General features: G+C 45.9%; 27 protein-coding genes, 1 tRNA gene and 1 other RNA gene. 9 read left to right on the top strand and 20 right to left on the bottom strand.

Annotated features, from left to right (window positions below; translation table 11 throughout):
- Positions 1-149 precede the first annotated feature (149 nt).
- Positions 150-881 (top strand): glucose-6-phosphate isomerase family protein, encoded by a 732-nt coding sequence (locus tag E7X57_RS01525; protein ID WP_135609821.1) that lies wholly within the window; start codon positions 150-152, stop codon positions 879-881.
- Between the two features lie 93 nt (positions 882-974).
- On the top strand, positions 975-1,733 hold the full coding sequence (locus tag E7X57_RS01520; protein ID WP_135609819.1) for a DUF128 domain-containing protein: 759 nt from the start codon (positions 975-977) through the stop codon (positions 1,731-1,733).
- Here the strand turns inward: E7X57_RS01520 and E7X57_RS01515 are convergent, their stop codons facing one another.
- Both E7X57_RS01515 and E7X57_RS01510 read right to left on the bottom strand, forming a co-directional pair.
- The gene (locus E7X57_RS01515) at positions 1,734-3,122 is read right to left on the bottom strand and encodes a DHHA1 domain-containing protein (RefSeq protein WP_135609817.1); all 1,389 of its coding nucleotides are present in this window, start codon (positions 3,120-3,122) and stop codon (positions 1,734-1,736) included.
- A gap of 22 nt (positions 3,123-3,144) precedes the next feature.
- A complete protein-coding gene (locus E7X57_RS01510; protein WP_135609814.1) occupies positions 3,145-3,645 on the bottom strand; it encodes a hypothetical protein in 501 nt (166 codons plus the stop codon).
- Positions 3,646-3,752: 107 nt separating this feature from the next.
- Between E7X57_RS01510 and E7X57_RS01505 the strand changes: the two genes are divergently transcribed.
- Together E7X57_RS01505 and E7X57_RS01500 are read left to right on the top strand one after the other, a co-directional pair.
- A complete protein-coding gene (locus E7X57_RS01505; protein ID WP_135609812.1) occupies positions 3,753-3,932 on the top strand; it encodes a hypothetical protein in 180 nt (59 codons plus the stop codon).
- Positions 3,933-3,945: 13 nt separating this feature from the next.
- A complete protein-coding gene (locus tag E7X57_RS01500) occupies positions 3,946-4,365 on the top strand; it encodes a secondary thiamine-phosphate synthase enzyme YjbQ (RefSeq protein WP_135609810.1) in 420 nt (139 codons plus the stop codon).
- Between the two features lie 85 nt (positions 4,366-4,450).
- On the opposite strand, the gene E7X57_RS01495 is transcribed toward E7X57_RS01500, so the two are convergent.
- Complete coding sequence (locus E7X57_RS01495; RefSeq protein WP_135609808.1) at positions 4,451-4,846, bottom strand: DUF1699 family protein; 396 nt, start codon at positions 4,844-4,846, stop codon at positions 4,451-4,453.
- Positions 4,847-5,107: 261 nt separating this feature from the next.
- Here E7X57_RS01495 and E7X57_RS01490 point away from each other — a divergent pair, with 261 nt between their 5' ends.
- Complete coding sequence (locus E7X57_RS01490) at positions 5,108-5,773, top strand: MBL fold metallo-hydrolase (protein WP_135609806.1); 666 nt, start codon at positions 5,108-5,110, stop codon at positions 5,771-5,773.
- A gap of 46 nt (positions 5,774-5,819) precedes the next feature.
- A complete protein-coding gene (locus E7X57_RS01485; protein WP_135609804.1) occupies positions 5,820-6,152 on the top strand; it encodes a ribonuclease P protein component 4 in 333 nt (110 codons plus the stop codon).
- On the opposite strand, the gene E7X57_RS01480 is transcribed toward E7X57_RS01485, so the two are convergent.
- The 3 genes from E7X57_RS01480 to ffs form a co-directional block, all read right to left on the bottom strand.
- A complete protein-coding gene (locus E7X57_RS01480; RefSeq protein WP_135609797.1) occupies positions 6,149-6,394 on the bottom strand; it encodes a hypothetical protein in 246 nt (81 codons plus the stop codon). The genes E7X57_RS01485 and E7X57_RS01480 overlap by 4 nt on opposite strands.
- A gap of 69 nt (positions 6,395-6,463) precedes the next feature.
- Positions 6,464-6,548 (bottom strand) — tRNA-Ser (locus E7X57_RS01475).
- 79 nt (positions 6,549-6,627) lie between these two features.
- Positions 6,628-6,942, bottom strand: an RNA gene (gene ffs, locus E7X57_RS01470) — signal recognition particle sRNA.
- A 110-nt stretch (positions 6,943-7,052) separates the two neighbouring features.
- Between ffs and E7X57_RS01465 the strand changes: the two genes are divergently transcribed.
- Complete coding sequence (locus E7X57_RS01465; protein WP_135609795.1) at positions 7,053-7,292, top strand: MarR family transcriptional regulator; 240 nt, start codon at positions 7,053-7,055, stop codon at positions 7,290-7,292.
- A 69-nt stretch (positions 7,293-7,361) separates the two neighbouring features.
- On the opposite strand, the gene E7X57_RS01460 is transcribed toward E7X57_RS01465, so the two are convergent.
- From E7X57_RS01460 to glnA, 8 genes are all read right to left on the bottom strand, one after another.
- Entirely contained in the window at positions 7,362-8,744 is a 1,383-nt protein-coding gene (locus E7X57_RS01460) for an ATPase domain-containing protein (protein WP_135609793.1), read from the bottom strand.
- A gap of 116 nt (positions 8,745-8,860) precedes the next feature.
- Complete coding sequence (gene xseB, locus E7X57_RS01455; protein WP_135609791.1) at positions 8,861-9,142, bottom strand: exodeoxyribonuclease VII small subunit; 282 nt, start codon at positions 9,140-9,142, stop codon at positions 8,861-8,863.
- A 4-nt stretch (positions 9,143-9,146) separates the two neighbouring features.
- Complete coding sequence (xseA, locus tag E7X57_RS01450) at positions 9,147-10,370, bottom strand: exodeoxyribonuclease VII large subunit (protein ID WP_135609789.1); 1,224 nt, start codon at positions 10,368-10,370, stop codon at positions 9,147-9,149.
- Positions 10,371-10,508: 138 nt separating this feature from the next.
- Positions 10,509-11,525 (bottom strand): Coenzyme F420 hydrogenase/dehydrogenase, beta subunit C-terminal domain, encoded by a 1,017-nt coding sequence (locus tag E7X57_RS01445; RefSeq protein ID WP_135609787.1) that lies wholly within the window; start codon positions 11,523-11,525, stop codon positions 10,509-10,511.
- A gap of 4 nt (positions 11,526-11,529) precedes the next feature.
- Positions 11,530-12,273 carry a hypothetical protein gene (locus tag E7X57_RS01440; RefSeq protein WP_135609785.1) on the bottom strand — a complete coding sequence of 248 codons (744 nt, stop codon included), beginning with the start codon at positions 12,271-12,273 and terminating at the stop codon, positions 11,530-11,532.
- A 4-nt stretch (positions 12,274-12,277) separates the two neighbouring features.
- Complete coding sequence (locus E7X57_RS01435) at positions 12,278-13,789, bottom strand: glutamate synthase-related protein (RefSeq protein ID WP_135609783.1); 1,512 nt, start codon at positions 13,787-13,789, stop codon at positions 12,278-12,280.
- Positions 13,786-14,838 (bottom strand): glutamine amidotransferase family protein, encoded by a 1,053-nt coding sequence (locus E7X57_RS01430; protein ID WP_135609781.1) that lies wholly within the window; start codon positions 14,836-14,838, stop codon positions 13,786-13,788. Before E7X57_RS01430 ends, E7X57_RS01435 begins: the two co-directional genes overlap by 4 nt.
- A gap of 71 nt (positions 14,839-14,909) precedes the next feature.
- Positions 14,910-16,259 (bottom strand): type I glutamate--ammonia ligase, encoded by a 1,350-nt coding sequence (glnA, locus tag E7X57_RS01425; RefSeq protein WP_135609779.1) that lies wholly within the window; start codon positions 16,257-16,259, stop codon positions 14,910-14,912.
- A 395-nt stretch (positions 16,260-16,654) separates the two neighbouring features.
- Here glnA and hdrC point away from each other — a divergent pair, with 395 nt between their 5' ends.
- Together hdrC and hdrB are read left to right on the top strand one after the other, a co-directional pair.
- Positions 16,655-17,113 carry a CoB--CoM heterodisulfide reductase subunit C gene (gene hdrC / locus E7X57_RS01420; protein WP_135610280.1) on the top strand — a complete coding sequence of 153 codons (459 nt, stop codon included), beginning with the start codon at positions 16,655-16,657 and terminating at the stop codon, positions 17,111-17,113.
- A gap of 25 nt (positions 17,114-17,138) precedes the next feature.
- A complete protein-coding gene (gene hdrB, locus E7X57_RS01415) occupies positions 17,139-18,020 on the top strand; it encodes a CoB--CoM heterodisulfide reductase subunit B (protein ID WP_135609777.1) in 882 nt (293 codons plus the stop codon).
- A 371-nt stretch (positions 18,021-18,391) separates the two neighbouring features.
- On the opposite strand, the gene mtrH is transcribed toward hdrB, so the two are convergent.
- The 6 genes from mtrH to mtrC are packed head-to-tail and all read right to left on the bottom strand — an operon-like array spanning position 18,392 to position 21,688.
- Positions 18,392-19,348, bottom strand: a complete 957-nt coding sequence (mtrH, locus tag E7X57_RS01410) for a tetrahydromethanopterin S-methyltransferase subunit H (protein WP_135609776.1) — start codon at positions 19,346-19,348, stop codon at positions 18,392-18,394.
- Positions 19,349-19,362: 14 nt separating this feature from the next.
- Complete coding sequence (gene mtrG / locus E7X57_RS01405) at positions 19,363-19,590, bottom strand: tetrahydromethanopterin S-methyltransferase subunit MtrG (protein WP_048195637.1); 228 nt, start codon at positions 19,588-19,590, stop codon at positions 19,363-19,365.
- Positions 19,587-19,823 (bottom strand): tetrahydromethanopterin S-methyltransferase subunit F, encoded by a 237-nt coding sequence (locus tag E7X57_RS01400; protein WP_135606500.1) that lies wholly within the window; start codon positions 19,821-19,823, stop codon positions 19,587-19,589. The genes mtrG and E7X57_RS01400 overlap by 4 nt, the downstream gene beginning before the upstream one ends.
- 5 nt (positions 19,824-19,828) lie before the next feature.
- Positions 19,829-20,554 carry a tetrahydromethanopterin S-methyltransferase subunit A gene (gene mtrA / locus E7X57_RS01395; RefSeq protein WP_135609774.1) on the bottom strand — a complete coding sequence of 242 codons (726 nt, stop codon included), beginning with the start codon at positions 20,552-20,554 and terminating at the stop codon, positions 19,829-19,831.
- Position 20,555: 1 nt separating this feature from the next.
- Positions 20,556-20,879: a tetrahydromethanopterin S-methyltransferase subunit B gene (locus E7X57_RS01390; protein ID WP_135609772.1), complete on the bottom strand. Its 324-nt coding sequence runs from the start codon at positions 20,877-20,879 to the stop codon at positions 20,556-20,558.
- A complete protein-coding gene (gene mtrC / locus E7X57_RS01385) occupies positions 20,876-21,688 on the bottom strand; it encodes a tetrahydromethanopterin S-methyltransferase subunit MtrC (protein ID WP_135609770.1) in 813 nt (270 codons plus the stop codon). The genes E7X57_RS01390 and mtrC overlap by 4 nt, the downstream gene beginning before the upstream one ends.

Here is a 21,688-nt window from a genome sequence, read left to right as displayed (position 1 = left end):
TAATGGCGATTCTACCTATTTTTTATTATTCCCATGAGTTAAATTTAATATGTAGTAGGCTTATTTTAAGACCGGTACTTTTATTGTTACCATGATCGTTTGGCCGGTGGGGTCCGCTCAGGCGATCGTTTTTGAAGAGGTTATTAAATATGGTTTATAATATTGAATTTGGGGGAGTTAAAAGGGATCCTGATATCAGGATGCTCCATGACATGAAAGAGGTCGTATGTGACAGAAAATGGTTCGATTCAGTTGATGACTTCGAACTATATTATATGTTCAGGCATCTTTCCATGTCCGAGGCGGAACTTAAAACTATTAACAAGCAGCATCTGCGTTATGATATTACGGTAATTCCTTCCGGAATGATGGGACGTGAATTTATCAAGACTGCAGGTCACTATCATCCGAATGTTCCGGGTGAGGAAATATCCTATCCTGAGGTCTATCAGGTGCTTGAAGGGGAGGCAACCTACCTTTTGCAAAAGCATGAAGGCGATGATGTTATCGATGTTGTTGTAATTAAAGCAAAAGCAGGGGATATTGCACTCATTCCTCCGGATTATGGGCATGTTACCATAAATGCATCCAATGAGCCTTTGAAAATGGCTAATTGGGTATGCTGTGACTTTGCTTCCAGTTACATACCTTTCAGGGATATGGAAGGTGGTGCATATTATCTGCTGGATAATGGATTTGTCAAGAATCCTCGATATGAGGACCTTCCTGAGCTAAGATACATCACTCCGATAGACATTCCGGAATTTGGTCTTGAATGTGGCAGGGATATGTACGAACTCGTAAACGATGCCGAAAAGCTTCGTTTCCTGAAGCAGCCACAGGATTTCGTTGGCGTGTTTGAGAGCATTGTTACTATTTGAGAGCAACGGTCTAAAATCTCGTTGAAGTGTTCGGGATGCACAAAACTATAATAGGGTAATTTCCTTACTTTATTGAAATGACAAGGTGTCTCTATGATCAACAAACCACATCGTGTCCAGTTCACTTCGTCTCGTATTGAAGACCTTATGTTCAGGACCACATTCGACCCGGTTGCAATGGCAGGTGATGTTATAGTCAATCTGTCTCTCATTAAGGAAGAAGATCTTGAATCTATTCTCGATGTATATGCGCTGGCTATCAGGAGTGGATTATCGGTCAGTCCTTTCCTCAAGATAATCAAAGGGGGGGAGCAGATAGGTGATTTCAGGATCTCCAATGGCGATGTGGGGATTGCTACTGTTTGCAGTATCACTATCGATGGTGTGCTCTTAAAAGGTGGCGTGATGATCAACCCTAAACTTGGGGGAGTCGTGCAGATCAAGAACGGACACCCGGTGAGGTTCACTGATGTGGTTACCTATGTGAGCACAACTGTCGATCCTCTTGAGGTCCTGATGTCGCAGGATGTTACTTCTGTGTCCCAGATGTTAAGGACAGGCTCTGGAAAGATCCTTGCCAATCTGCGTGAAGCACCACTGGTCGCAAGAGATGATATTGACCATATTCTCTCTGATATGCTGGATGCAGGTATCAGTGGAATTATGGAAGTTGGGGAGCCGAACTCCCGCGTGCTTGATGTTCCGGTGGAGCGAGATCATCTCGGTGTTGTTGTCATCGGTGGGACCAACCCCATGGCAATGGCAAAGGAACAGGGCTTTGAGGTTCGCACAAATGCGATGTCAACTTTGATAGACATAGATGAAATGAAACACGTCGATGATTTTGTCTGATCACTTTTTGTGCAATTGTTCGCCAATGACAGAATCGAGCTTTTGCAGGAATTCTTCTTTTACATTAAATGGTATAGTTGCACCTGCTGCGATATCGTGACCTCCTCCTGCACCACCTAACTGTGCAGTTGTCAGTGCCATGGCTTCAGAGAGGTTGAGTCCTTTCCTGATAAGGTCCTGTGTTCCGCGGGCTGAGACCTTGACACCGTCCTTCGAATCTGCAAAGGCTATTATCGGAAGGGAGCGGTTTCCGGTGATGGATGTGCTCATTCCTGCAATGATGCCAACAATAGTTTCCATGATACTGGAACCTGCATCGAAATACTGAAGGTTTTTGAGTTCTGTGATGCCGTTCTCCTTGACGAACATGAGTCCGTTCACAAGGTTCTGGCGGTGCTCGCTCAACAGCTGGCGGGCGGATTCATAAGCTTTGCCGCGATCGCCCATGCAGACCGCCAGGCCGATGTCCGCATGTCCGTAGCGTGCTGTGGCGTTGAGCAAAGTGGAATATTCTGATGCATCTCTCATTTCTGTGCCTTCCTTCTCTTTCATGAGCAGGTAGACCTCTCCAATGAGCCTTTCGATCTTGTAAGGTGGCAAACCTGAATGGAGGCAGTATTGCACAAGGGCGGATACCACTTTCTGCTTATCATTTTGCTCAAGGTCTATCCATCTTCTCCAGCGTTCATCTCCGCTGAACCGTATTCCCAGGTCATGTAAAAATCCAATGCACGCATCTTCATTTCCGGTAAGTCCGGGAAGGTATGGGTCGGATGCGAACTGCAGCAGTTTAAAGACAGGGCGTGTCTGTTTTCCAAAGAGCATTATGTCTTTCTCGTAATGGAGGGCACCTTCGTTTACACCTTCTTCGAGAATGTAACGATTAATTCCTGTGAGATGTCCTTTTTTCAAATGCTGAAGGTCCCCTATGGCTCCGACTATGGCAAGGTCTGCAAGGTCTCGGTTATCTCCGAGAGCATTCGCAAGCATATAGGTCATTCCGGAGCCGCTGAGCTCGTATGATCCATTAAAGCCGAAAAGATGGGGGTTCAGGTGATGTTCCAGTTCTCCCCTTGGTTGGTGGTGGTCTGATATTATCGAATTTATCCCATGTGAGTTAAGGGACTCTATCATGCCGCTTCCAAGATCTGTGAAGATCGCAAGTTCCGGATTCTGGTCGGCTATAGCCTCAATTTCCACCTCGTCGAGTTGCTTGACAAAATGGATCGAATGATCGATGCCTGCTCTTTCAAGAGCTTTTCCGATTATCCCTGCAGAGGTAAGACCGTCAGCATCTATGTGTGATACCACATATACAGAATCGTATTTGTGTATTTCAGATGAACATTGCAAAGCTTTTGTTCTTATCTGTTGGATTTTTTCAATCATTTATATGCTCCAGTAAGATCTATTATTCAATTATCCTTTTACCGGCTCTCCATTTTACCGGTTCTATAAGATAATGCCCGCTCTTGCGCTCGATCGGTGGGTACGTTTGTATCTCTTCGACTGTGTATTTGAGCGATGTTTCGTCATGGAACCTGCTGTAAAGTTCATCCCATGGGATGATATGTGCTTTCCTCGCACACCCGGCCCCCATCCTCAGTTCAACCGCCAGAAATCCGTTACGTCCGGATCTTCTCAGGAAGTCGGATATGCGGTCTATCTGGTGTGAACCTTTCTTATCTACTGTGAAATGTTGGGTGAAATAAAGTGCATTGGCACCCTTTTCAACTGATATGCTCTTGCATTCTATGCCCATATAGTAATCCGGGTTCAGGGAGTCTACAAGGACATCCAGGAACTGCGGTGTGAATCGGTGCTGTTTGAGGCGATGCGCTATCCCCCTTACGTCATTTTGTTCAAAAAAAGCATTGAACGACTGCACAAGTTCCCTTTCAAATTCTGTCATATCATTACCTCATCCTGTCTTTTTGTTTAGATAATATTGGCATCTTTTAAAATGTTGTTCTTAAGGCGGCGTTACATTGATGTATTACTGATGTAATGTATGGTGTGATGAACAAGAAAGCAATGGAGATCATTCTGGGTATAGGCTCAGTACTCATGTTTATTGTAATGCTCATATTAGTGCATCTTGCTGAAATAGAGCCACAAGGCTATGGTTTTACGGCAGCCCTTGTGTTATTCGTGCTGGCTGTATCTTTTGCTGGTATCAAAATAACACGTATTGACTAAGCAGGCAAATAGTATGCCGGTTCTTACAAGATATCTGGAATATGATACAAATGGTAATTCCGAGGTCATCGATATCACTGACGATGTCATAAGTTCAGTGAGCGGATCCGGAATTAATAATGGGATCGTTACTGTTTTTGCAGCAGGTTCTACTGTAGCAGTTTCCACTCTCGAGTATGAACCGGGACTTATCCATGACCTGCAGCAGGCACTTGAGCGCATAGCACCGCAGGATATCGAATATAAGCACAACGAAAGGTGGCATGATGGCAACGGTCATTCCCATGTCCGCGCATCTCTTTTGGGGCAAAGTGAATCTTTCCCGCTGATGGATGGCAGGATACTTCTTGGGACCTGGCAACAGATCATATTCATTGATCTGGATAACAGGGCACGTTCGCGCAAATTGGTCGTTCAGATCGTTGGTGAATGAATTAATTTAAAAAGAGTAGAAAAGACCGTCCGTCGTTGGACAGTCCTCTGTCGTTTTTCAGTTTTTCGTTTTTTAAGTTGCAGTATTACTGCTTCATCAGGAACTCTATGAAATCAGGACTGAGTCTTGTTTCCCTGACCATCTTCTCATTGATCTCTTCTTCAGAAAGGCCTTCGGTCCTGTAATCTTTTATGCGGTCGTAGACGCTCTGTGATACTTCAGAGTACTCGTTGATGTCTTTTCTGTGTCCCCATACGTCACCTTCAAGAAGGTTGATACCCTGCATCTCAAGATACATCTTGGCAGATTTGGATATTGTTTTCTTGTATGAGCTTGGGATGTGAAGTGCTTTTACACTAGGGCATTTTACAACTAATGAGAATATGTCTGTGTTTGATGGTCTGAATGCAAGGTGTACAATCTCTTCGTTTTCACTTAATGACTGGATCTCTTCTTTTGAACTTACAACTCTGATCTTCATTTTGTCACTTCCTTTTTTAGAGTATGTCTATATTTCTCAAACCCATTTTCAAATATATTTACACATAACTCTTTATTGTATATACAACACCCACTTCTATATAAATATTATCGAATGATAGTTCAAAAAATTACACGGTCTTATCATCTGATATACGAGTACTGTAAAAGAATTCGGCAGTTTTAAGATGGATCGTGTTATTCTCACATTCAGGTTCAAAGATGAAACTTTAATGATGCGATGATTTAAGGAGGGTATAGGATGGGAAGTACACAGGTTGGTAATGTCTTTATAGAATGGCTCGGTCATGCCGGATTTGTATTGAAAGGTCAGGGCAGGGTCGTATACATCGATCCGTATATGCTGCCTGATGGTCCTGGTCATGAGGGCGATGCAGATATTATATTGTTGACACATGAACATTTTGATCATTGCGATCCGGAATCCATAAGGAGGGTGCGTGGAAGCACAACTACAACTATCATTCCTGAAAAAATGAGCTTACAATTCAAGGGTGATGCAAGACGTATCGATGCAGGTGATCTTCTGACCGGTGATCTTGCAATAAAAGGTGTCAATATCGAAGTGGTACCTGCATATAATCTGGACAAGCCCAATCACCCTCGTGGGGATGGCGTGGGTTATATTGTCGAGCTTGATGGTGTGAGAATATACCATGCAGGAGACACAGACCTCATCCCTGAAATGAAGGATATGAAGGCAGATGTTGTCCTTCTTCCTATTAGTACACTTTTTACTATGGGTGAAGAGGAAGCTGCAGAAGCTGCTGCACTTATAGGTCCGAAGGTCGCCATACCCATGCATTATGGTTGCGTGGAATGCACTGAGTCAGATCCACAAAGGTTTAAGGAACTTGTAAACGAAAAGGATCCTCGAATCGAAGTGATCATTTTACAGGACAAATAAGTAGGTCCGTAAGGTAAGCAAGTAAGATACACAAAGGTATTTTTGTATGGCACGAATAAAAAAGAAGCAAAAGAACCTGATAAAGGATATAGCAACTGAAAGGATCGAATATCTTTTCAAACTTGCAGGGCAGAACTATGGTTCTCATCCTGATAGGAGTGACCGGTACGTAGCTCTGGCAAGGCGGATCGGAATGAGATATCGCGTGAGGCTTCCTTCTTACTTAAAGCGCAGGGTATGCAAGGGTTGCCATTCTTTTCTGGTTCCTGGCAACAGCTCGAGGATAAGGCTTCATGGCAGGTATATGACAATAACCTGCCTTAAATGTGGGAAAGAGATGCGTTATCCTTATACTACTGACAAAAAAACGAATTTTTAATTCCCTGTGACAAGGTTCAGGAGCTTCACAATAAGGTATGCTGCAAGAAGCATTCCAATCCCCATAATTGCAAAGATGAGCAAGTTCCTGATCACTACGTCCTTTTCAGATCCTGCCCTTATACCAAAAGCTCCGCAAGTGCCTCCTGAACAGCCTCCACATCCGCTAGGTGCCTTTTCAGCTACGTTGTTCTCTGCTGGCATTTCGCTAAGCACTGAAATTATAGGTTTTGTTTTTGGCATGATATTCGCCTGCAACGATTATGTGAAACAATTGTATGTCCATTATGGGTTCAATGGTGTATAAAAAAGCGACGAGAGGGGGATTCGAACCCCCGAGGCGCAAAGCACCACAGGATTAGCAATCCTGCGCCATACCGGGCTTGGCTATCTCGTCATTGAGTTAGCATTTCATTGCCACGCGTTCTCCTTAAAGGCAATAGCATTATTTAATGCTTTTCGTTTGAAGTTCAAAGTGACGGGCACGCCGCGAGTTGCTGTCCATCACAAAACCAAGTGGTCTGAGATCTCGCCTCCACCCCGCAGCCCTACAAGCGACAAGTGCCCATGGTAGGTCTGCTCCCTTCCGGGCCTCGACTGGTTCCCACGGTGAAGATAAGAGGACCAATTCTCCAATTAGTTCTTCTACCAACACCATCCAAGCAGGACGGGGCTTCTCAGTTGAGATCACAGGTTTGGAAATGATCAAAACAACTTCTTTTGGCTTCGTCTCCCGCATATCGGCGATTTCGGGTTACAGGTAACGCCGGCCTACCCAGACTAGCCCGCCACGCATACATATGCATTACAGGTAATAAAAGTATTCCTCTTTCATCAATTGAAAGTCGATCGTGAGTAAATAATTATATGATGCATTAGTATACTTTGTTATGGTGATATCATGGATGAATTAATGGGATTTGTAACAGGTAACAAGAACAGGCAGAAACTACTGGCTCTGCTTGGATCTAAAGGGGAGATGGATGCAGCACGCATCGCAAAGAACATGCACGTGGTAAAGCCATCTGTTGATAGGATACTGGCCGAGCTTGTTGAAAAGGAATTGTTAAGCGAAGATGGTGGTGTATACGACCTCACGGAGCTCGGAACAAGTGTTGAGAGGTCGATCCACGCAATCTGATGAAAAAGATATACTTGAGAGGTATTTAGCTCTCTCTTTTTTTTATTTTTAGTCCATTGCTTCCTTTTTTTAAAGAATAACATCACAGTTGATCTTTATTCCTGCTTCTGAGATCACATACTCGCGCATGTTCAGTGCATGTTTTGAACCTTTCGATTTGAGTACTCTGATATACCGTTTAACTTCATTTGAGAATACGACCTGTCTGACCGTTACTACAGTGTCAACAATAAAAGAGGCGTCTTTACTCATGATCCTGTCATTCTCCTGAGCGCTCAGTTCCGTAGTAATGACCGATGTAACTCCCCTGGTCTTCAGATAGGCTGTAAGGCGCTGAAGATACCCACGGAGTTTGATAATGTCGGGGAATGTTATCTCCAGACTAATCAGTCCATCTATTACAAGCCTTGTAGCTTCCATGCTTTCAACAAGTTCTTTTATTCTTGTGGCATGCTCATCGGGATGGATCTCCTCCGGATTGGAATGGATGAATTTCAGCATTCCGGAATCAACGTATTTCTGCATGTCATATCCTAACTTTGATGCTTCCTGAATGATCTGCTGTGGGAGCTCGTTGTATGTGACTATTATACCCTTTTCTCCGTTCCTGAGTCCTTCCATGAGGAACTGCCATCCAAATATGCTCTTTCCTGTTCCGGGTTCACCTGCAATAAGGGTACTATTGCCGGCAATCATCCCGCCGTGAAGCATAAGGTCGAAGTTTTCCATTCCTGACTTTATCCTGGTCTCAGGAAGCTCACCTGCATCTTCAACGATCAGGCGAGGGTATGCTGTAAATCCTTCTGAGCTGACGTCGTAACTGTACTCGCGGGCGGTACACCTTGCCTTGTTGCTCGGTTCGATGCCAAGCATCTTCAGGACTTTCAGTTTGTGGGCAGTATGGTAGCCGGAGTTCTCTTTTGAAAGATATATGATCCCATCTGTAAGGTGGCTGGCAACATACCCATGTATCTGATCTTCAACAAGCTCTCCTGTGAGCATCACAAAGGCTTTTGATTCTTTAAGCATGGAATCCAGTGTGTAGAAGAAACGCCTTCTCTCCTGCTCAACAAAGCCAAATCCTATGGGTGTGATCGGGTCAATGGCCAGACGGTCGGGATTTTCCGAGGCTATTACATTTCCGACATCTATCAATGTGCTCAATGGATCCTTCTCAGATGCAGGGCGGCTCACCGGATATACTTTGACATTCTCATCCAGGAATGGGTATATTGAATGCAGTCTTTCGGTTTTCCCTGCAGTCTCCGTTGTAAGAGGTATGTATAGTGTTTTTTCTCCCCTTTTGGCAGCATTTGATAACATCTGCAGTATCATTGTGGTCTTGCCAACCCCTGCTGTACCCGCAACCAGTATTGTTGATGGTTTCCTGAATCCCCCCAGGATCTCATCAAAGCCGTCGATACAGCATGACAAATTTTGAAGTTCTGACATTGTAATTTTCCATATGGACAAAGGGTTACTTATAATTTCTTGATTCCATATATATACTTATAAAAATACATTACATAATATTATATGATTGTTTCTTTTTTCTTAGCGTCTTTCCTTCATTCCATTTCACTAAATGGTTCTGTCGCAAGTTTACCGTTCTTTTCTATCAGGAGCTCTATTTTCTTTTCAGAATCCTCTATTTTACGGTTACAGAGGAGTGCCAGCTTCATACCTTTCTCGAAGGTTCCTATACTATCGTCCAGAGTAAGCTGCCCCCTTTCAAGATGCTCAACAATAGTTTCCAGTTCTTCAAGCGCTTCTTCAAATGTAAATTCATCAATGATCTCTTCATTAATGTTGTCTTCACTAATACCGTCGGTACTATCTGTCTTTCCCATATGTTCACCTCTCAAATAGCAGGTATTTCTTCCTGTCGTCCCTTATGCTCTTTACATTACATTCCAGAATACCATCGCTGACAATTACATCAACTTTATCTTTCTCCTTTACATCGGCAACTTTTGTGATGATCCTCCTGCTATCAGGGGATACTGCAATGCTGTAGCCTCTTCCCATGGTGTTCAAAGGGCTTACCGAATTGAGTCTGGAAGCATGAAGCCTGAGCTCAGATGTCTTGTTCTCTACAATTCTTCCAATGGATGTTGTCAGCTTTGATGTGAGCTCATCAATATGTTGGAAATCCTGTCTTAGCATGTCCCTGAAATGTTCAGGTTCTATCTTTTCCTGAAGATGTTCCAGATGCTTCTTTCTTTCAGATATGAGGTGGTGAATTTCGCTTTCCATCCTCATGTTCAGGTTCACCAGATGTCTTTTTACGTCCTTCTGGTCAGGCACTACAAGCTCTGCAGCTGCAGAAGGCGTTGGTGCCCGAAGGTCGGCTGTAAAGTCAGATATGGTAAAATCAGTTTCATGGCCTACTGCGGAAACAATGGGTTTTTCGGAGTTGAAAACAGCTCTTGCGACCGCTTCCTCATTAAATGACCAGAGGTCTTCAAGGGAGCCGCCACCACGGCCCACTATTATCACATCCACATCGGTCCTGTTCAGCAGTTCTATGGAATGTACGATACTTTCCACAGACCTTTCTCCTTGTACGATGGTGGGTGAGAGTAGTATGTCAACAGGGTATCTGCGCCCGATGACATTCAATATATCATGTATTGCAGCACCTGTGGCAGAGGTGGCAACACCGATCTTTTTCGGGAATTTTGGTATGGTTTGCTTGTGGATATCGCTGAAAAGTCCTTCCTTTTCCAGTCTTTCCTTGAGCTGCTCATAAGCTTTGTATAATTCCCCGATCCCATCCGGTCGCATGTCCATCACACGCAGTTGGTACTGGCCGCGGATGGTATATACGTCCACGGATCCAAAAACAAGTACCTTCATGTTCTTTTCAGGTTCGAATCTAAGTGACCTGTTCACGGACCTGAAACTAACACAGCTTATCTGGCTCTTTTTGTCCTTGATGGTAAAATAATAATGTCCTGACCCATGTTTTGTGAGGTTTGAGATCTCTCCCTGTACCCAGACATTGTTCAGATTCGGGTCAGTTGTCAGTATATTTTTGATAAAATTGTTCAGTTCCGTAACAGTATATGCAGGCATTGACACTTTCTCCAACTTCGCATAACGTTATATTGTACCTCTTATTTGTACCTGCTGTGAGCATATTGAAAGTAATAACAAGAAGTGTCACTGCGAGCAAAAAGTATCATGCAATGGCGCATGATACTTAATACTGTTTCATGCTCTTCTTTTTATCTTTTTGTTCGCAAGAGTTTCTATGGGCTTCAGGTCCACCCCATCCGAGACCACAAGCTTTCTTTCATCAACAGCGCTCATGAAGAACTTGTTTCCTATGGGTGTGCGTACGATAAGTGTGGTCTGACCCTGTGGGCTTCCGATGGACCCGGCAGAAATATCCGCATCGAGTGCTGTCAGGTCTTTACATATGGCACAACCCGGGCGTATGCAGTCATCAAGCTTGGAAAGCGGAATTGTGTGAATTTTTCCGTTCTCGGTGGTGATCTCCAGTTTTCCGGGAACATCAAGGCGCTTGATCTGCCATGGGTATATTCCCATCTCTTTTTTGATCTTCCCCTCTACCATTTTCTCATAGTCGAATGTCTCTGTACAGAAAAGACCGATCATCAGCCTGATGGAATCCTTGAATGGCCTTATCAGGTCATGCTCACTTTTTCGCATCTCACTGATCGCCTGGACCACGCAGGGTACACCTACTATCGCTATATTGCGGTATTTTTTGGTGATGACAGCTTCCTTTAATGCCCATAAAAGGGGTACCCACCAGTTATACCGGCTTCCGGCATGTTTAGTCATCATCTCGCTGGAAGTTATGATCGTTGACCTGGGCTTAAGACTCCATTGATCTTCGGCAACAGTGATGACCGCATCCACAAGACCTTGTTCAAGTGCGTTCATAAGAATTGCAGTGACCGCACCTCCACTTTGCTTCTTCTCAACATCGAAGTTTGCCGAGGCGGACACTATATTGATCGAATTCCCAATGGTCTCGATCTTCCGTTCATCTATCCTCGGGCAGACCTCATAGCAGGCGCCGCAGGACACCCCATCAACAGCTGACTTGCAGTATCCGTCATTCAATGGGTGTGTGGAATTCTCTCCGGTTTCAAAGAATAGGGAATTTGCCGGACAAACTGCAACACATGCGCCACAACATGCACATTTTCCAGTGTGCCAGATATTGCTTTCAAGATCTGTATAATTTCGTTCATACATGTTATCACTCCCATGTGTACTTGCCTGCAAACGGTCTGGTGCTTGCAGGTACTATGCAGGTATAGTTCATATCCAGTAACCCGGAGGGTTCCATGCCAAAGTGTTTGCAGAATTCTTCCACATATGGGCTGATCATTTCCAGTTCCCTTTCTCCGAATTCCATCTTTCTGGCACCAACGCCCAGAAGCTTATCCTCTACTTCCCCTCGGATAACTATCATTCCTCCGTGGATGCCACTGCCGATCCCACGGTCCATTACCGGATTTTCCTGCCCGATGCCCAGTACAAGGATCAGGCCTCCTGCCATATACTCTCCCAGGAATGCATGTGAAGAGCCACCTACGACCAGTACAGGTCGCCGGTCTTCCTCATACTGCTTCATGTGGATACCTCCGCGATAGCCGATGTTCTTTTCCACGAACAGCTTTCCGCCACGCATACTATGTGCTGCGGCATCTCCTGCACTCCCGTGGATGACGATCGTTCCGCCATCCATGGTATTGCCGGGGGCATGGTCACAATTTCCGTTAACTATGCAGGTGGGTCCGTTCATGAACATTCCAAGGTCACCTCCGGCAACTCCGTTGATCCTGATGGTGACATCACCTTTCAATCCATCAGCGATGAACCGCTGGCCTAGCACATTGTTCAGGATTATCTCTTTTGCACCGTTTTTGACCGCCTCTCTTATCATTTCATTGAGGGGGGTATAGTGCATTCCTTTTGCATCGATCTCTAGTTTTTCCATGTTATCAGGCCCCTACCGGTTTGACCTGCAGGACATCAAGGGTCCCTTCATCCAGCATATATCCTCGCAGACGGCTCCTGTTGCTCCTCAGGCTTTCAATACTGTTGATACCGGCAGCTCCCATCAGTTCGCTAAGCTCAAGTGTCCATGAGCGGATGAGATTTGCCACATGCTCGGATTCTACTTCCGGGTCAAGGCGCCCTACAAGGTCAGGTCTCTGGGTTGCAATTCCCCAGGGGCACATACCCCTGTAACACTGGCCGCAAACACGGCATCCCATTGCGATAAGTGCTCCTGTGCCGATGTAAACTGCATCTGCTCCGAGAGCGATGGATTTTGCAATATCCGCACTGTTGCGGATACCGCCACTTGCAATGACCGAGATCTTGTTCCTGATCCCCTGGTCCTTGAGCTTCTGGTCAACGCTTGCAACAGCTGCCTCGATAGGAATGCCAACATTGTCCCTGAATACCTTTGGTGTTGCTCCGCTACCACCGCGGAATCCGTCTATGACCACAGCGTCTGCCGAGGAACGTGCAATACCTGCTGCAATTGCCGCCGCATTGTGCACAGCGGCTATCTTCACGAACACAGGTTTCTTCCACTCGGTGGCTTCCTTAAGGCTTCTCACAAGCTGTGCAAGGTCTTCTATGCTGTATATGTCATGGTGAGGCGCAGGGCTGATCGCGTCACTTCCAAGGGGTATCATGCGGGTACAGGACACATCCTGACATACCTTTTCTCCCGGAAGGTGACCTCCGATACCGGGCTTTGCACCCTGTCCGATCTTGATCTCTATGGCAGCTCCTCTTTCGAGGTAGTTGATGTCCACACCGAAACGGCCGGAAGCCACCTGTACTATCATATTTTTCTGGTACGGGTAGATGGCCTCATGAAGGCCTCCTTCCCCGGTTCCCATGAAAGTCCCTGTCTTCTCCACAGCTTTAGCAAGGCTTAGCTGTGCGTTCAGGCTGATGGCGCCATAGCTCATATGGCCGATCATGATCGGAGTTTCAAGTTTGAGGTTAGGTGTAAGTTTGGTGAGCAGATCTATGTCACCATTATCCTTCTTATCGATCTCAAGTCTTGATGGCTTCTTTCCAATATATGTCCGAAGCTCCATTGGTTCACGCAGCGGGTCAATACTCGGGTTTGTTACCTGGCAGGCATCAAGCACAAGCCTGTCAAAGATAACCGGATATGGTTTTGCATTTCCCATGCCTGCAAGGATGATCTTTCCTGTACGTGCCTGGTTGATGATATCCTCGCGTGCCTCAGCTGTCCAGAGCGGATGGCTACGGTAATCCACAGGTCGTTCTTTCAGTGATATGGCATCTCTCGGGCACATGGATATGCAGTGGTGACATGCGGTACACTTTCGGGAATCGATGATTATCCTGTCATCTTCCTTGTGGAAAACTCCATACGAACAGTTATCGATACACCTCATACAGTGCATGCACTGCTCGCGGTCGATTGTAACTTTGTATTTTAGGGGTACGCTTCCCAGGCTCATACGTTCAACCTCCCGATAACAGGTTCTCCTGCTCTTGGCATGTGTATGTTCTGTACTTCAGGGTCCATGACGCGGATGGCAGCTTCCTCGCTTGAGATGTAAAGGCGGTCTCCATTCTCGCCAATTACAAGTGGCCTTAGCTTGATCCTGTCAGTAAATCCTACGATCCCTTCATGAGTGGCCACTACTATTGCGAACGGTCCGTTCATGAGGGCAGGTCCGTAGGTGAGGCGGATCGCATGGTTTAGCTCCTGTTCCTTTTCCGGCATATTGTCTATCTCATCCCAGAACGGTGGTGCAAGTGCTTTTACCACAATATCCTCCGGAAGTCCATGCCTTCTGCCCAGAAGGTCGAAAAGATATGCGACTACTTCGGTATCGGTGAACATGCTGCAGGTGTATCCATTGCTTTCAACATAACGTCTGTTCGTACCGTATGATGTGATCTCTCCGTTGTGCACGACTGCCCAGTCAAGAAGGTTGAATGGGTGCGCTCCTCCCCACCATCCCGGGGTATTGGTTGGATAGCGGTTGTGTGCAAGCCAGATGTATCCTTTGTAGTCCTCAATGCGGTAGAAGTTGGCAACATCCTCGGGCCAGCCGGAAGCTTTGAAAACTCCCATGTTCTTTCCGGATGAGAATATCAGTGCTCCCTGTATGTTGGAATTTGTTTCCATGACAATGTACTTCATGACATCATCTTCAGGAGTTGTACTTCCTGCCATCAGGTCACTGTAAGGTTTGAAGAAGTATCTCCATGGGATGTGGCTCCTTTTAAGTCCGTCCTGCTCGTATGTTGGTATAGCTTCCTGGTGCACGATGCGGCCCCATTTATGGAGCATATGATCAACCCGGGACTTTGGTTCTACAAGGTTGTCAAAGAAAACATGGATCGCATAGCAGTCCTGATAATCAGGATATATCCCATATGCTGCATAGCCTGCACCTTCTCCACTTCCTCTTTCATTCATAAGACTCAGTGCATCGCGAATACTGGAACCATCCATCAGTGCCCTTTTCCTGTCGATCACACCTATTATTCCACACATTTTTATCACCTTGTTAAATTAATATGAACCGCATATTGTTGTCAGGGCGGAGGGGTGTAAGGGTAAAGTCCTTACAATATGCTAAGGTACGTGTCAAGTTCCCATTGATGCACACGTGCCTTGTAAGCATCCCACTCCGCAGTCTTTGCAGCGAGATAATTCTCGAATACATGGTCTCCAAGAGCGTTTCTCACGAATTTGCTCTTATTCATTTTGTCAATCGCTGCTTTCAGGTTGCCGGGAAGTGACTCGATCCCCATGTCCTCTCTTTCTTTTTCACTAAGTTCAAAGATGTTCATCCTGAGTGATTCTCCGGGTTCGATCCTGTTCCTTATACCATCAAGTCCTGCTTCCAGCATCACTGCAAATGCCAGGTACGGGTTGCATGAAGGGTCCGGGTTCCTGAGTTCCACACGTGTTCCCTTTCCTCTTGCAGCAGGGATGCGGATAAGTGAACTTCTGTTGCTGTCGGACCATGTGATGTATATGGGTGCCTCATAGCCCGGGACGAGACGCTTGTAAGAGTTTACCACCGGATTTGTGATGGCTGTAAATTCGCTGATGTGGTCGAGGAGTCCTCCGATGTAGTATCTGGCGTTCTCAGAAAGGCCATTCTCTGCATCAGGGTCGTAGAATGCATTCTTCCCGTCCTCTGTCATCAGAGACTGGTTTGCGTGCATTCCTGAGCCATTGACGCCGTATAGCGGCTTTGGCATGAATGTTGCATAGTACCCTTTGTGGTAGGCAATGGACTTGACAACGTATTTGAAGGTCACAACACTGTCTGCTGTGGTCAGGACATCCCCGAACCTGAAGTCGATCTCGTGTTGTGAGGGTGCGACCTCGTGGTGTGAGGCTTCCAGCTTGAACCCCATGTGCTCGAGGGCATAGTCGATCTCCCTGCGAACGTCCTGGGCCCTGTCGAGGGGTGCAAAGTCAAAATATCCACCATAGTCAGTCAGTTCGGTAGTTGGATTTCCGTGCTCGTCCAGTTTGAAGAGGAAGAACTCCAGTTCCGGTCCGACGTTCATGGTGAATCCCATGTCCTTTGCCTGCTGGATTCCTCTTTTGAGGATGTATCTGGGATCTCCCTGGAAAGGTGTCCCGTCAGGCAGTTTGACATCGCCGATGATACGTGCCACTGCACCTTCAGATGGTCTCCATGGGAGTATGTTGAAGGTGGTCGGGTCAGGCATGAGCATCATGTCCGATTCTTCGATCCTTGTGAAACCTTCGATGGATGAGCCATCGAACATAACACCATCATTGAATGCATCTTCCAGATTCTCTGAAGGGATCGCCCAGCTTTTGATCATTCCCAATGTGTCTGTGAATTGTGTTCTGATGAACTTTACATCACATTCGGTAACTGCTTCCAGAACTTCTTCCTTGGTCTGTATCTTTTTGTCAGAGTTTGTCATATCTGCACTTCCGTTGGGTATACAGAATCTTCCTTCCGCATTATACTATTTAAAACTATTGTTTACTTTTATGTTTTTTACTTTTCTATATTCGCCATAGCAACTTTTTCTTCATTCTAATCACTACTATTATTGGCAATGATAGCATCACTACAGACCTTTAGTGCACCTCGACCTCATGATCTTAAATGACGCCTCATACTGCTCATTTTGTCCCCCTTGTGAGCAGTTATACTGACGGGTACACTCTGAATATATAAATCTTATAAATGTACTCTAATATAACGATTGCTTTTCATGGTTTGCACCAAAGTGTGCAATGGCATCTTTTATAATGTATGAAAAGATAACTCCCTTTGATGTCTGTCAGAAATGAACCGAATGTACTTTCCCGTATGGAAAAGACCGGCTCTACAATTCTAAAATGCATGCATTGCGGGGTTTGCAGCGGTAGCTGTCCCTCGGGAAGACATACAAGCCTGAATGTCAGAAAGCTCCTGAAGAAGGCACGCAATGATCCGGAAGTCCTTTCTGATGATTCCTTGTGGATGTGCACTACCTGCTACAATTGTCAGGAGAGGTGCCCGCGTGGCATAGATATTGTTGATGCTATATTCGAGATGCGTGCACTTGCTGTTCACGAAGGTATAATTTATCCTGAACACCGGGCGGTGGGGGAATTGCTGCTGGAACATGGGCATGCCGTCCCCATTAATGAAGAGAACAGGGCAAAGAGGGAAGCTCTGGGGCTTGATCCGCTACCACCTACAGTTCACAGTTTCCCGGAAGGGTTGGAAGAGGTAAAGAAATTGCTGGCATCATGTAAGTTCGATGAATTGATGTCCGATAAATGATGTCTTTAAGTTCCGAGGGAAATATATGACAAATGTATCACTTTTTCTGGGATGTGTCATCCCTAATCGTTATCCAGGTATTGAAAAGAGCACAAAGCTCTGTCTTGATAAACTTGGAGTAGACTGTGTTGACCTGGAAGGTGCATCATGCTGCCCTGCTCCGGGGGTGCTCCGTTCTTTTGACAAAGCCACCTGGCTTGCGCTGGCCGGCAGGAACATTGCACTTTCTGAAGAGCTGGACCGCGACCTGCTAACGATCTGCAATGGTTGTTATGGCTCACTTGCTGATGCAAATCAAGAGGTCAGGGCAGATGAACAGCTTAAAAAAGACGTGAACTCCCATCTTGGAAAGATCGGAAGGAGCATTAAGGGCAGTCATGATGTCCGTCACATCACCGAATTTTTGTACAAAGAAGTTGGTACGGAGAAGATCCGTGAGATCATCACCCGGCCGTTAGAATTGAAGATCGCTGTGCACTATGGTTGTCATCTTTTGAAACCATCTAAAGGACGTGTTGGTTCAAGTGTTGAGAGGCCATCGTTCTTTGATGAACTTGTGGAAGCTACAGGTGCGGAAAGTGTAGAATATCCTGACAAGACGGAGTGCTGCGGCGCTGGTGGCGGGGTCAGATCTGCATTACCTGATGAAGCTCTTGCACTTACCGGTCACAAATTATCCATGATCGAATCCGTGGGCGTTGATTGCATTGTGAATGCATGCCCCTTCTGCCATATGCAGCTGGATGCCGGGCAGGTGGATCTCAATGAGAAACATGGTACCTCGCACAATATTCCTGTACTTCACTACACACAGCTTCTGGGATTGGCTCTTGGTTTCTCTGTGGAGGATCTGGGGATCGACCTGAATGAAACGAAGAACTCAGAGTTCTTTGAGAAATTCGTATAATATTTCCTTTTATTTTATACCTTTACTTTTTTGATCATGTGACCAGAGCCACAGCTATGAAGTCGTAGTTCTTCTTTAATAATATTCAATTACCTTCCGAATAACAATAGTCCAAGTATAATTATGATTGCAAAGGCGATGATGATGGCAAAGATTGTGCCAGATAAATTATTTAAATTCATAAGTTGTAATTACTATACACAGTATAAATAAAACACTCTGTTTTCTAATTATTTTAAGATAAACTGCTACATTGTGTAAATAGCTTTGTTTTTGGGTTTGCAATCCCATGATGGAATCATGGTGGTAAGAACGATCAGAAATACGAGAAAAAGCAGTTAACAAAAAAGAGAAAAAAGAAACTGGTTTGTTTAAACCAGTTTGTTGATTGGGTGGTTCTCATCCATGATCTCAAGACCGAGCTCTTTTGCGGTCTCAGCAAGGATGATGTCTACGAGTGCGGTTGCAGGGTAGACTGTGTCAGTGTTCTCGATAGGACCGAACAGCTGGAAGTTTGAACCAAGTGTCTGTGGGACAAGGTTTGTTCCGATATCTGCTGGCATATAAACTGCCTTGCGCTGTTCCTTTGTCTCGAACTGCTTCTTGTATTCCTTCATCCAGTCCCATGCGGATGCAAGGTTGTGGTATCCACCGCCAACAGGGAGACCGAAGTGTCCCTTTACAGCAACGACTGCTCTCATGGATGCACCTGCACCTGCTCCGAGTGGAGTTGCAGCTACATCGACGAGTGGCTTTGTGATTCCACAGTCCTTTGCGATGTCGAGCATACCCATGCTCTGACCTGGGCCACCGGACTCAAGAACCTCGAGCTTTCCTTTGACGGTTGGGTCTGTTGCGTTGAATGCAAGGACGATTGAAGCATCGATGTCACTCTTTCTGATAGCCTCGATCTCGTCATCATGGATACTACCGTTGATAGAGTTGTAGATAGCCCTGTCAGCTACACCGATCTCTGTTACGTACTCAGCTGCTGCTGCACGTACTTCACCTGCTGAAGAGTCGATAAGGAATGGTGTCTTATCATCCTCTGCAACGAACCAGTCAATGTACTTCTTGATTGCCTGTGGTGTTTCACCGACGATCTGGTTAACACATGGGTTACCGGTTACGTCTGTCATCTCAAGCATGTGGTTCCAGAGATTGTCTGCTGCTTCCTTGTTGAAAACTCCCTCATCTTCATCGGTCACGATGTTGTGTCTGTTGTAGAACATTGAACCGATCAGAACTGTTGGGTACTGGCCAGGCTGACCGCCGAACTTGACGCCTCCAACCTCGAATACTTCCTGTTTCTTGTCAAATTTGAACATGTTATTACCTCTTATCAGATGAGTATCGGGGATATTGAAATGTAGATGAGGAACATCAATATACCAGCGACTGCTCCGTATATGATTCCTATGTCTCTTCCTACTTTCTTTCCGATCCTCTGTGCGATCTCACTGTTTACGAATTCGATCTTTTCGTCGATCTCATTGAGCTTCTCAAGAACCTCGTTGAAATCTGCAGGGTCTGTTACAACACTTGCTGTTGCGCTTTTTCCATCGCTCATATTACACCACCTACTTGCCAGATGATCAATGGGAGTATCAGTACCATCAGCACTGCAAATGCGAAACCGACAATGAAACCGGTTGCAGCTGTAGCATTAACTCCGGAGTCGAGTTTCTGGTTCCTTGCGATAAGCTGAGCCCTGTATCGAATTCTTTCGACAACGTTTTCAATGGCACCCATCTGTGGGCTGATGACCATTGGGACTCCTTGTCCTTCTATTTCTTCTGCCATGTCAATTACCTCCCGAATAACAATAGGCCAAGTAGTGACAGCGTAATTGCAAGACCGATCATGATACCTTCGACCTTACCCGCGTGTACACCTGCGTGGTACTTGTTCCAGTTACCGGCAATGACCATTTCCCTGTCAATGTCAAGGATCCTGTTCCTGATGGTTGCGATCTCAGCCGCCATTGGCTTAAGTCCGCCTGCCTCTTCTTCCTCTTCGCCGCCAGCTTCGCCGACTTCGATGAGCATAGGATCAGCATCAAAGGCACCAGGGTCTTTTGCTACACATTCCTTGATCTTTGCAATGATCTGTCCCATATCTTCGGTACCGATCATTTCTATAGGCTCTACCTGATTCTGGAACCTCTCGACTGCTTCATCGCTCAGGTTCTCAACATATGGAATTGCACCTGTTGCTCCAACAATACGGTTGTCACTGACACCGTTCTTGTGGATCATCATGAATGCTTCACCAGTAATGTGTCCCTTTACTTCAGAACCTGTTACGATGAGGAATCTGATGTTAGGGTTTGAGATGATCTGTGCAACTACTTTTTCCAGACCAAGGTTCTCTGTTTTACATGGACCTGTGATGGCAGCTCCTGCTTCTAATTGAGGTGCGCCTGGCAGGTGTGATCCACAGGTGATGACTGCAACGCAGTTCTGAACGTCCCCTATCTCATATTCACCTTTCAGGGTTGGCCAACCATCTGCTGGTTCTCTTTTATCTGCCATATTAGAATCCTCCGATCAGACTGAGTATGTAAAGAGCCAATGCAACCATACCTGAGAAGATGAGACCGACAACAACACCATAGAAAGTGTTACCGTAGAAACCGGCTTTGAGTGCTGTCTGTTCCCTGCCTGGGTATGAGTTCAATAGCTTTCTGTCAGGTGAGAGTGAATTGATCAGATCATCAGCGATCTTGTCAAGTTCATCGATCTGTTCCATTACTGGATCCATTGAGTAACAGATGATGTCTTCACGCTCTTCTGCAAGGACTGATGTAAGTGGGTCCAGTACAAGATGTGCTTCTGGTGCTACGTGTACCATGCTCATTCTAATTCCTCCTCGGTTGGCAGGAGACCTGTTCCAAGTACCTTGTATGCGTCCCTGTTAACGAGTTCAACGTATTTCCTGAATGCAACATACCACAGAGCAATACCGATCACGATAGTTGGTATAGCTGATGCATCGGTTGATACAGTTGCGACGATACCTGCAATGATCATTGCGATAGCACCTTTCTCAACACCTGTTGTGAGTGTTCTGTCCTGCTTTTCATCAGGACCGAGGTTTGCATTGAATGGGTGAAGGATCGCCATACCGCCTGCGATAAAGATCACAGCGATGTATCCTGTTGCAACAACGGTTTCCAGTACAGCATCGAACATGAAAGTTCCAGTCATTGCGACACTGAGTCCAATGATGGTAAGTGCGCCTGCACCAGCGATCTCTGTCATGGACTGCTCCATTATAGGAATGCCCATTCCAAGTACCCTGTTAGCGAGTGCACCAATGACGAGTCCAATGATGGATGCTGTGATGAATGCGACGATAGGTCCGGCAATGCCACCAACGGCAAGTCCGAACATAGATGCGACAACTCCCATACCAAGTGCCATCATACCAATGGATGGTACACCGGTACCAAGACCGTAGCTTGCTACACGTCTTACTGCTGCGGCACCCCATACGATCGCACAGATCGCTCCAAGAGCGCCAATAAATGCGAATGCTGGTCCTGCAGCCTGTACAAGCAAGTGTCCTGCGTATGCGGCAATAAGTCCGCCAAGAGCTCCTACAGCGATCAATGTGTTCTGTGCAATACCGCCAGTGGCTTCTCCACCAGCTCCTCCTGCTGACAT

It is taken from the genome of Methanococcoides sp. AM1 (genome assembly GCF_900774055.1).
Lineage (GTDB): Archaea > Halobacteriota > Methanosarcinia > Methanosarcinales > Methanosarcinaceae > Methanococcoides.
Note: the sequence above shows the minus strand (reverse complement) of the source record. Positions and strands in the feature narration are given on the sequence as shown.

What these genes read in the sequence shown, in the direction of transcription:
- E7X57_RS01525 (WP_135609821.1), top strand. Translation starts at nt 150, where the DNA reads ATGGTTTATAATATTGAATTTGGGGGAGTTAAAAGGGATCCTGATATC.
- E7X57_RS01520 (WP_135609819.1), top strand. Translation starts at nt 975, where the DNA reads ATGATCAACAAACCACATCGTGTCCAGTTCACTTCGTCTCGTATTGAA.
- E7X57_RS01515 (WP_135609817.1), bottom strand. Translation starts at nt 3,122, where the DNA reads ATGATTGAAAAAATCCAACAGATAAGAACAAAAGCTTTGCAATGTTCA.
- E7X57_RS01510 (WP_135609814.1), bottom strand. Translation starts at nt 3,645, where the DNA reads ATGACAGAATTTGAAAGGGAACTTGTGCAGTCGTTCAATGCTTTTTTT.
- E7X57_RS01505 (WP_135609812.1), top strand. Translation starts at nt 3,753, where the DNA reads ATGAACAAGAAAGCAATGGAGATCATTCTGGGTATAGGCTCAGTACTC.
- E7X57_RS01500 (WP_135609810.1), top strand. Translation starts at nt 3,946, where the DNA reads ATGCCGGTTCTTACAAGATATCTGGAATATGATACAAATGGTAATTCC.
- E7X57_RS01495 (WP_135609808.1), bottom strand. Translation starts at nt 4,846, where the DNA reads ATGAAGATCAGAGTTGTAAGTTCAAAAGAAGAGATCCAGTCATTAAGT.
- E7X57_RS01490 (WP_135609806.1), top strand. Translation starts at nt 5,108, where the DNA reads ATGGGAAGTACACAGGTTGGTAATGTCTTTATAGAATGGCTCGGTCAT.
- E7X57_RS01485 (WP_135609804.1), top strand. Translation starts at nt 5,820, where the DNA reads ATGGCACGAATAAAAAAGAAGCAAAAGAACCTGATAAAGGATATAGCA.
- E7X57_RS01480 (WP_135609797.1), bottom strand. Translation starts at nt 6,394, where the DNA reads ATGCCAAAAACAAAACCTATAATTTCAGTGCTTAGCGAAATGCCAGCA.
- E7X57_RS01465 (WP_135609795.1), top strand. Translation starts at nt 7,053, where the DNA reads ATGGATGAATTAATGGGATTTGTAACAGGTAACAAGAACAGGCAGAAA.
- E7X57_RS01460 (WP_135609793.1), bottom strand. Translation starts at nt 8,744, where the DNA reads ATGTCAGAACTTCAAAATTTGTCATGCTGTATCGACGGCTTTGATGAG.
- xseB (WP_135609791.1), bottom strand. Translation starts at nt 9,142, where the DNA reads ATGGGAAAGACAGATAGTACCGACGGTATTAGTGAAGACAACATTAAT.
- xseA (WP_135609789.1), bottom strand. Translation starts at nt 10,370, where the DNA reads ATGCCTGCATATACTGTTACGGAACTGAACAATTTTATCAAAAATATA.
- E7X57_RS01445 (WP_135609787.1), bottom strand. Translation starts at nt 11,525, where the DNA reads ATGTATGAACGAAATTATACAGATCTTGAAAGCAATATCTGGCACACT.
- E7X57_RS01440 (WP_135609785.1), bottom strand. Translation starts at nt 12,273, where the DNA reads ATGGAAAAACTAGAGATCGATGCAAAAGGAATGCACTATACCCCCCTC.
- E7X57_RS01435 (WP_135609783.1), bottom strand. Translation starts at nt 13,789, where the DNA reads ATGAGCCTGGGAAGCGTACCCCTAAAATACAAAGTTACAATCGACCGC.
- E7X57_RS01430 (WP_135609781.1), bottom strand. Translation starts at nt 14,838, where the DNA reads ATGTGTGGAATAATAGGTGTGATCGACAGGAAAAGGGCACTGATGGAT.
- glnA (WP_135609779.1), bottom strand. Translation starts at nt 16,259, where the DNA reads ATGACAAACTCTGACAAAAAGATACAGACCAAGGAAGAAGTTCTGGAA.
- hdrC (WP_135610280.1), top strand. Translation starts at nt 16,655, where the DNA reads ATGGAAAAGACCGGCTCTACAATTCTAAAATGCATGCATTGCGGGGTT.
- hdrB (WP_135609777.1), top strand. Translation starts at nt 17,139, where the DNA reads ATGACAAATGTATCACTTTTTCTGGGATGTGTCATCCCTAATCGTTAT.
- mtrH (WP_135609776.1), bottom strand. Translation starts at nt 19,348, where the DNA reads ATGTTCAAATTTGACAAGAAACAGGAAGTATTCGAGGTTGGAGGCGTC.
- mtrG (WP_048195637.1), bottom strand. Translation starts at nt 19,590, where the DNA reads ATGAGCGATGGAAAAAGCGCAACAGCAAGTGTTGTAACAGACCCTGCA.
- E7X57_RS01400 (WP_135606500.1), bottom strand. Translation starts at nt 19,823, where the DNA reads ATGGCAGAAGAAATAGAAGGACAAGGAGTCCCAATGGTCATCAGCCCA.
- mtrA (WP_135609774.1), bottom strand. Translation starts at nt 20,554, where the DNA reads ATGGCAGATAAAAGAGAACCAGCAGATGGTTGGCCAACCCTGAAAGGT.
- E7X57_RS01390 (WP_135609772.1), bottom strand. Translation starts at nt 20,879, where the DNA reads ATGAGCATGGTACACGTAGCACCAGAAGCACATCTTGTACTGGACCCA.
- mtrC (WP_135609770.1), bottom strand. Translation starts at nt 21,688, where the DNA reads ATGTCAGCAGGAGGAGCTGGTGGAGAAGCCACTGGCGGTATTGCACAG.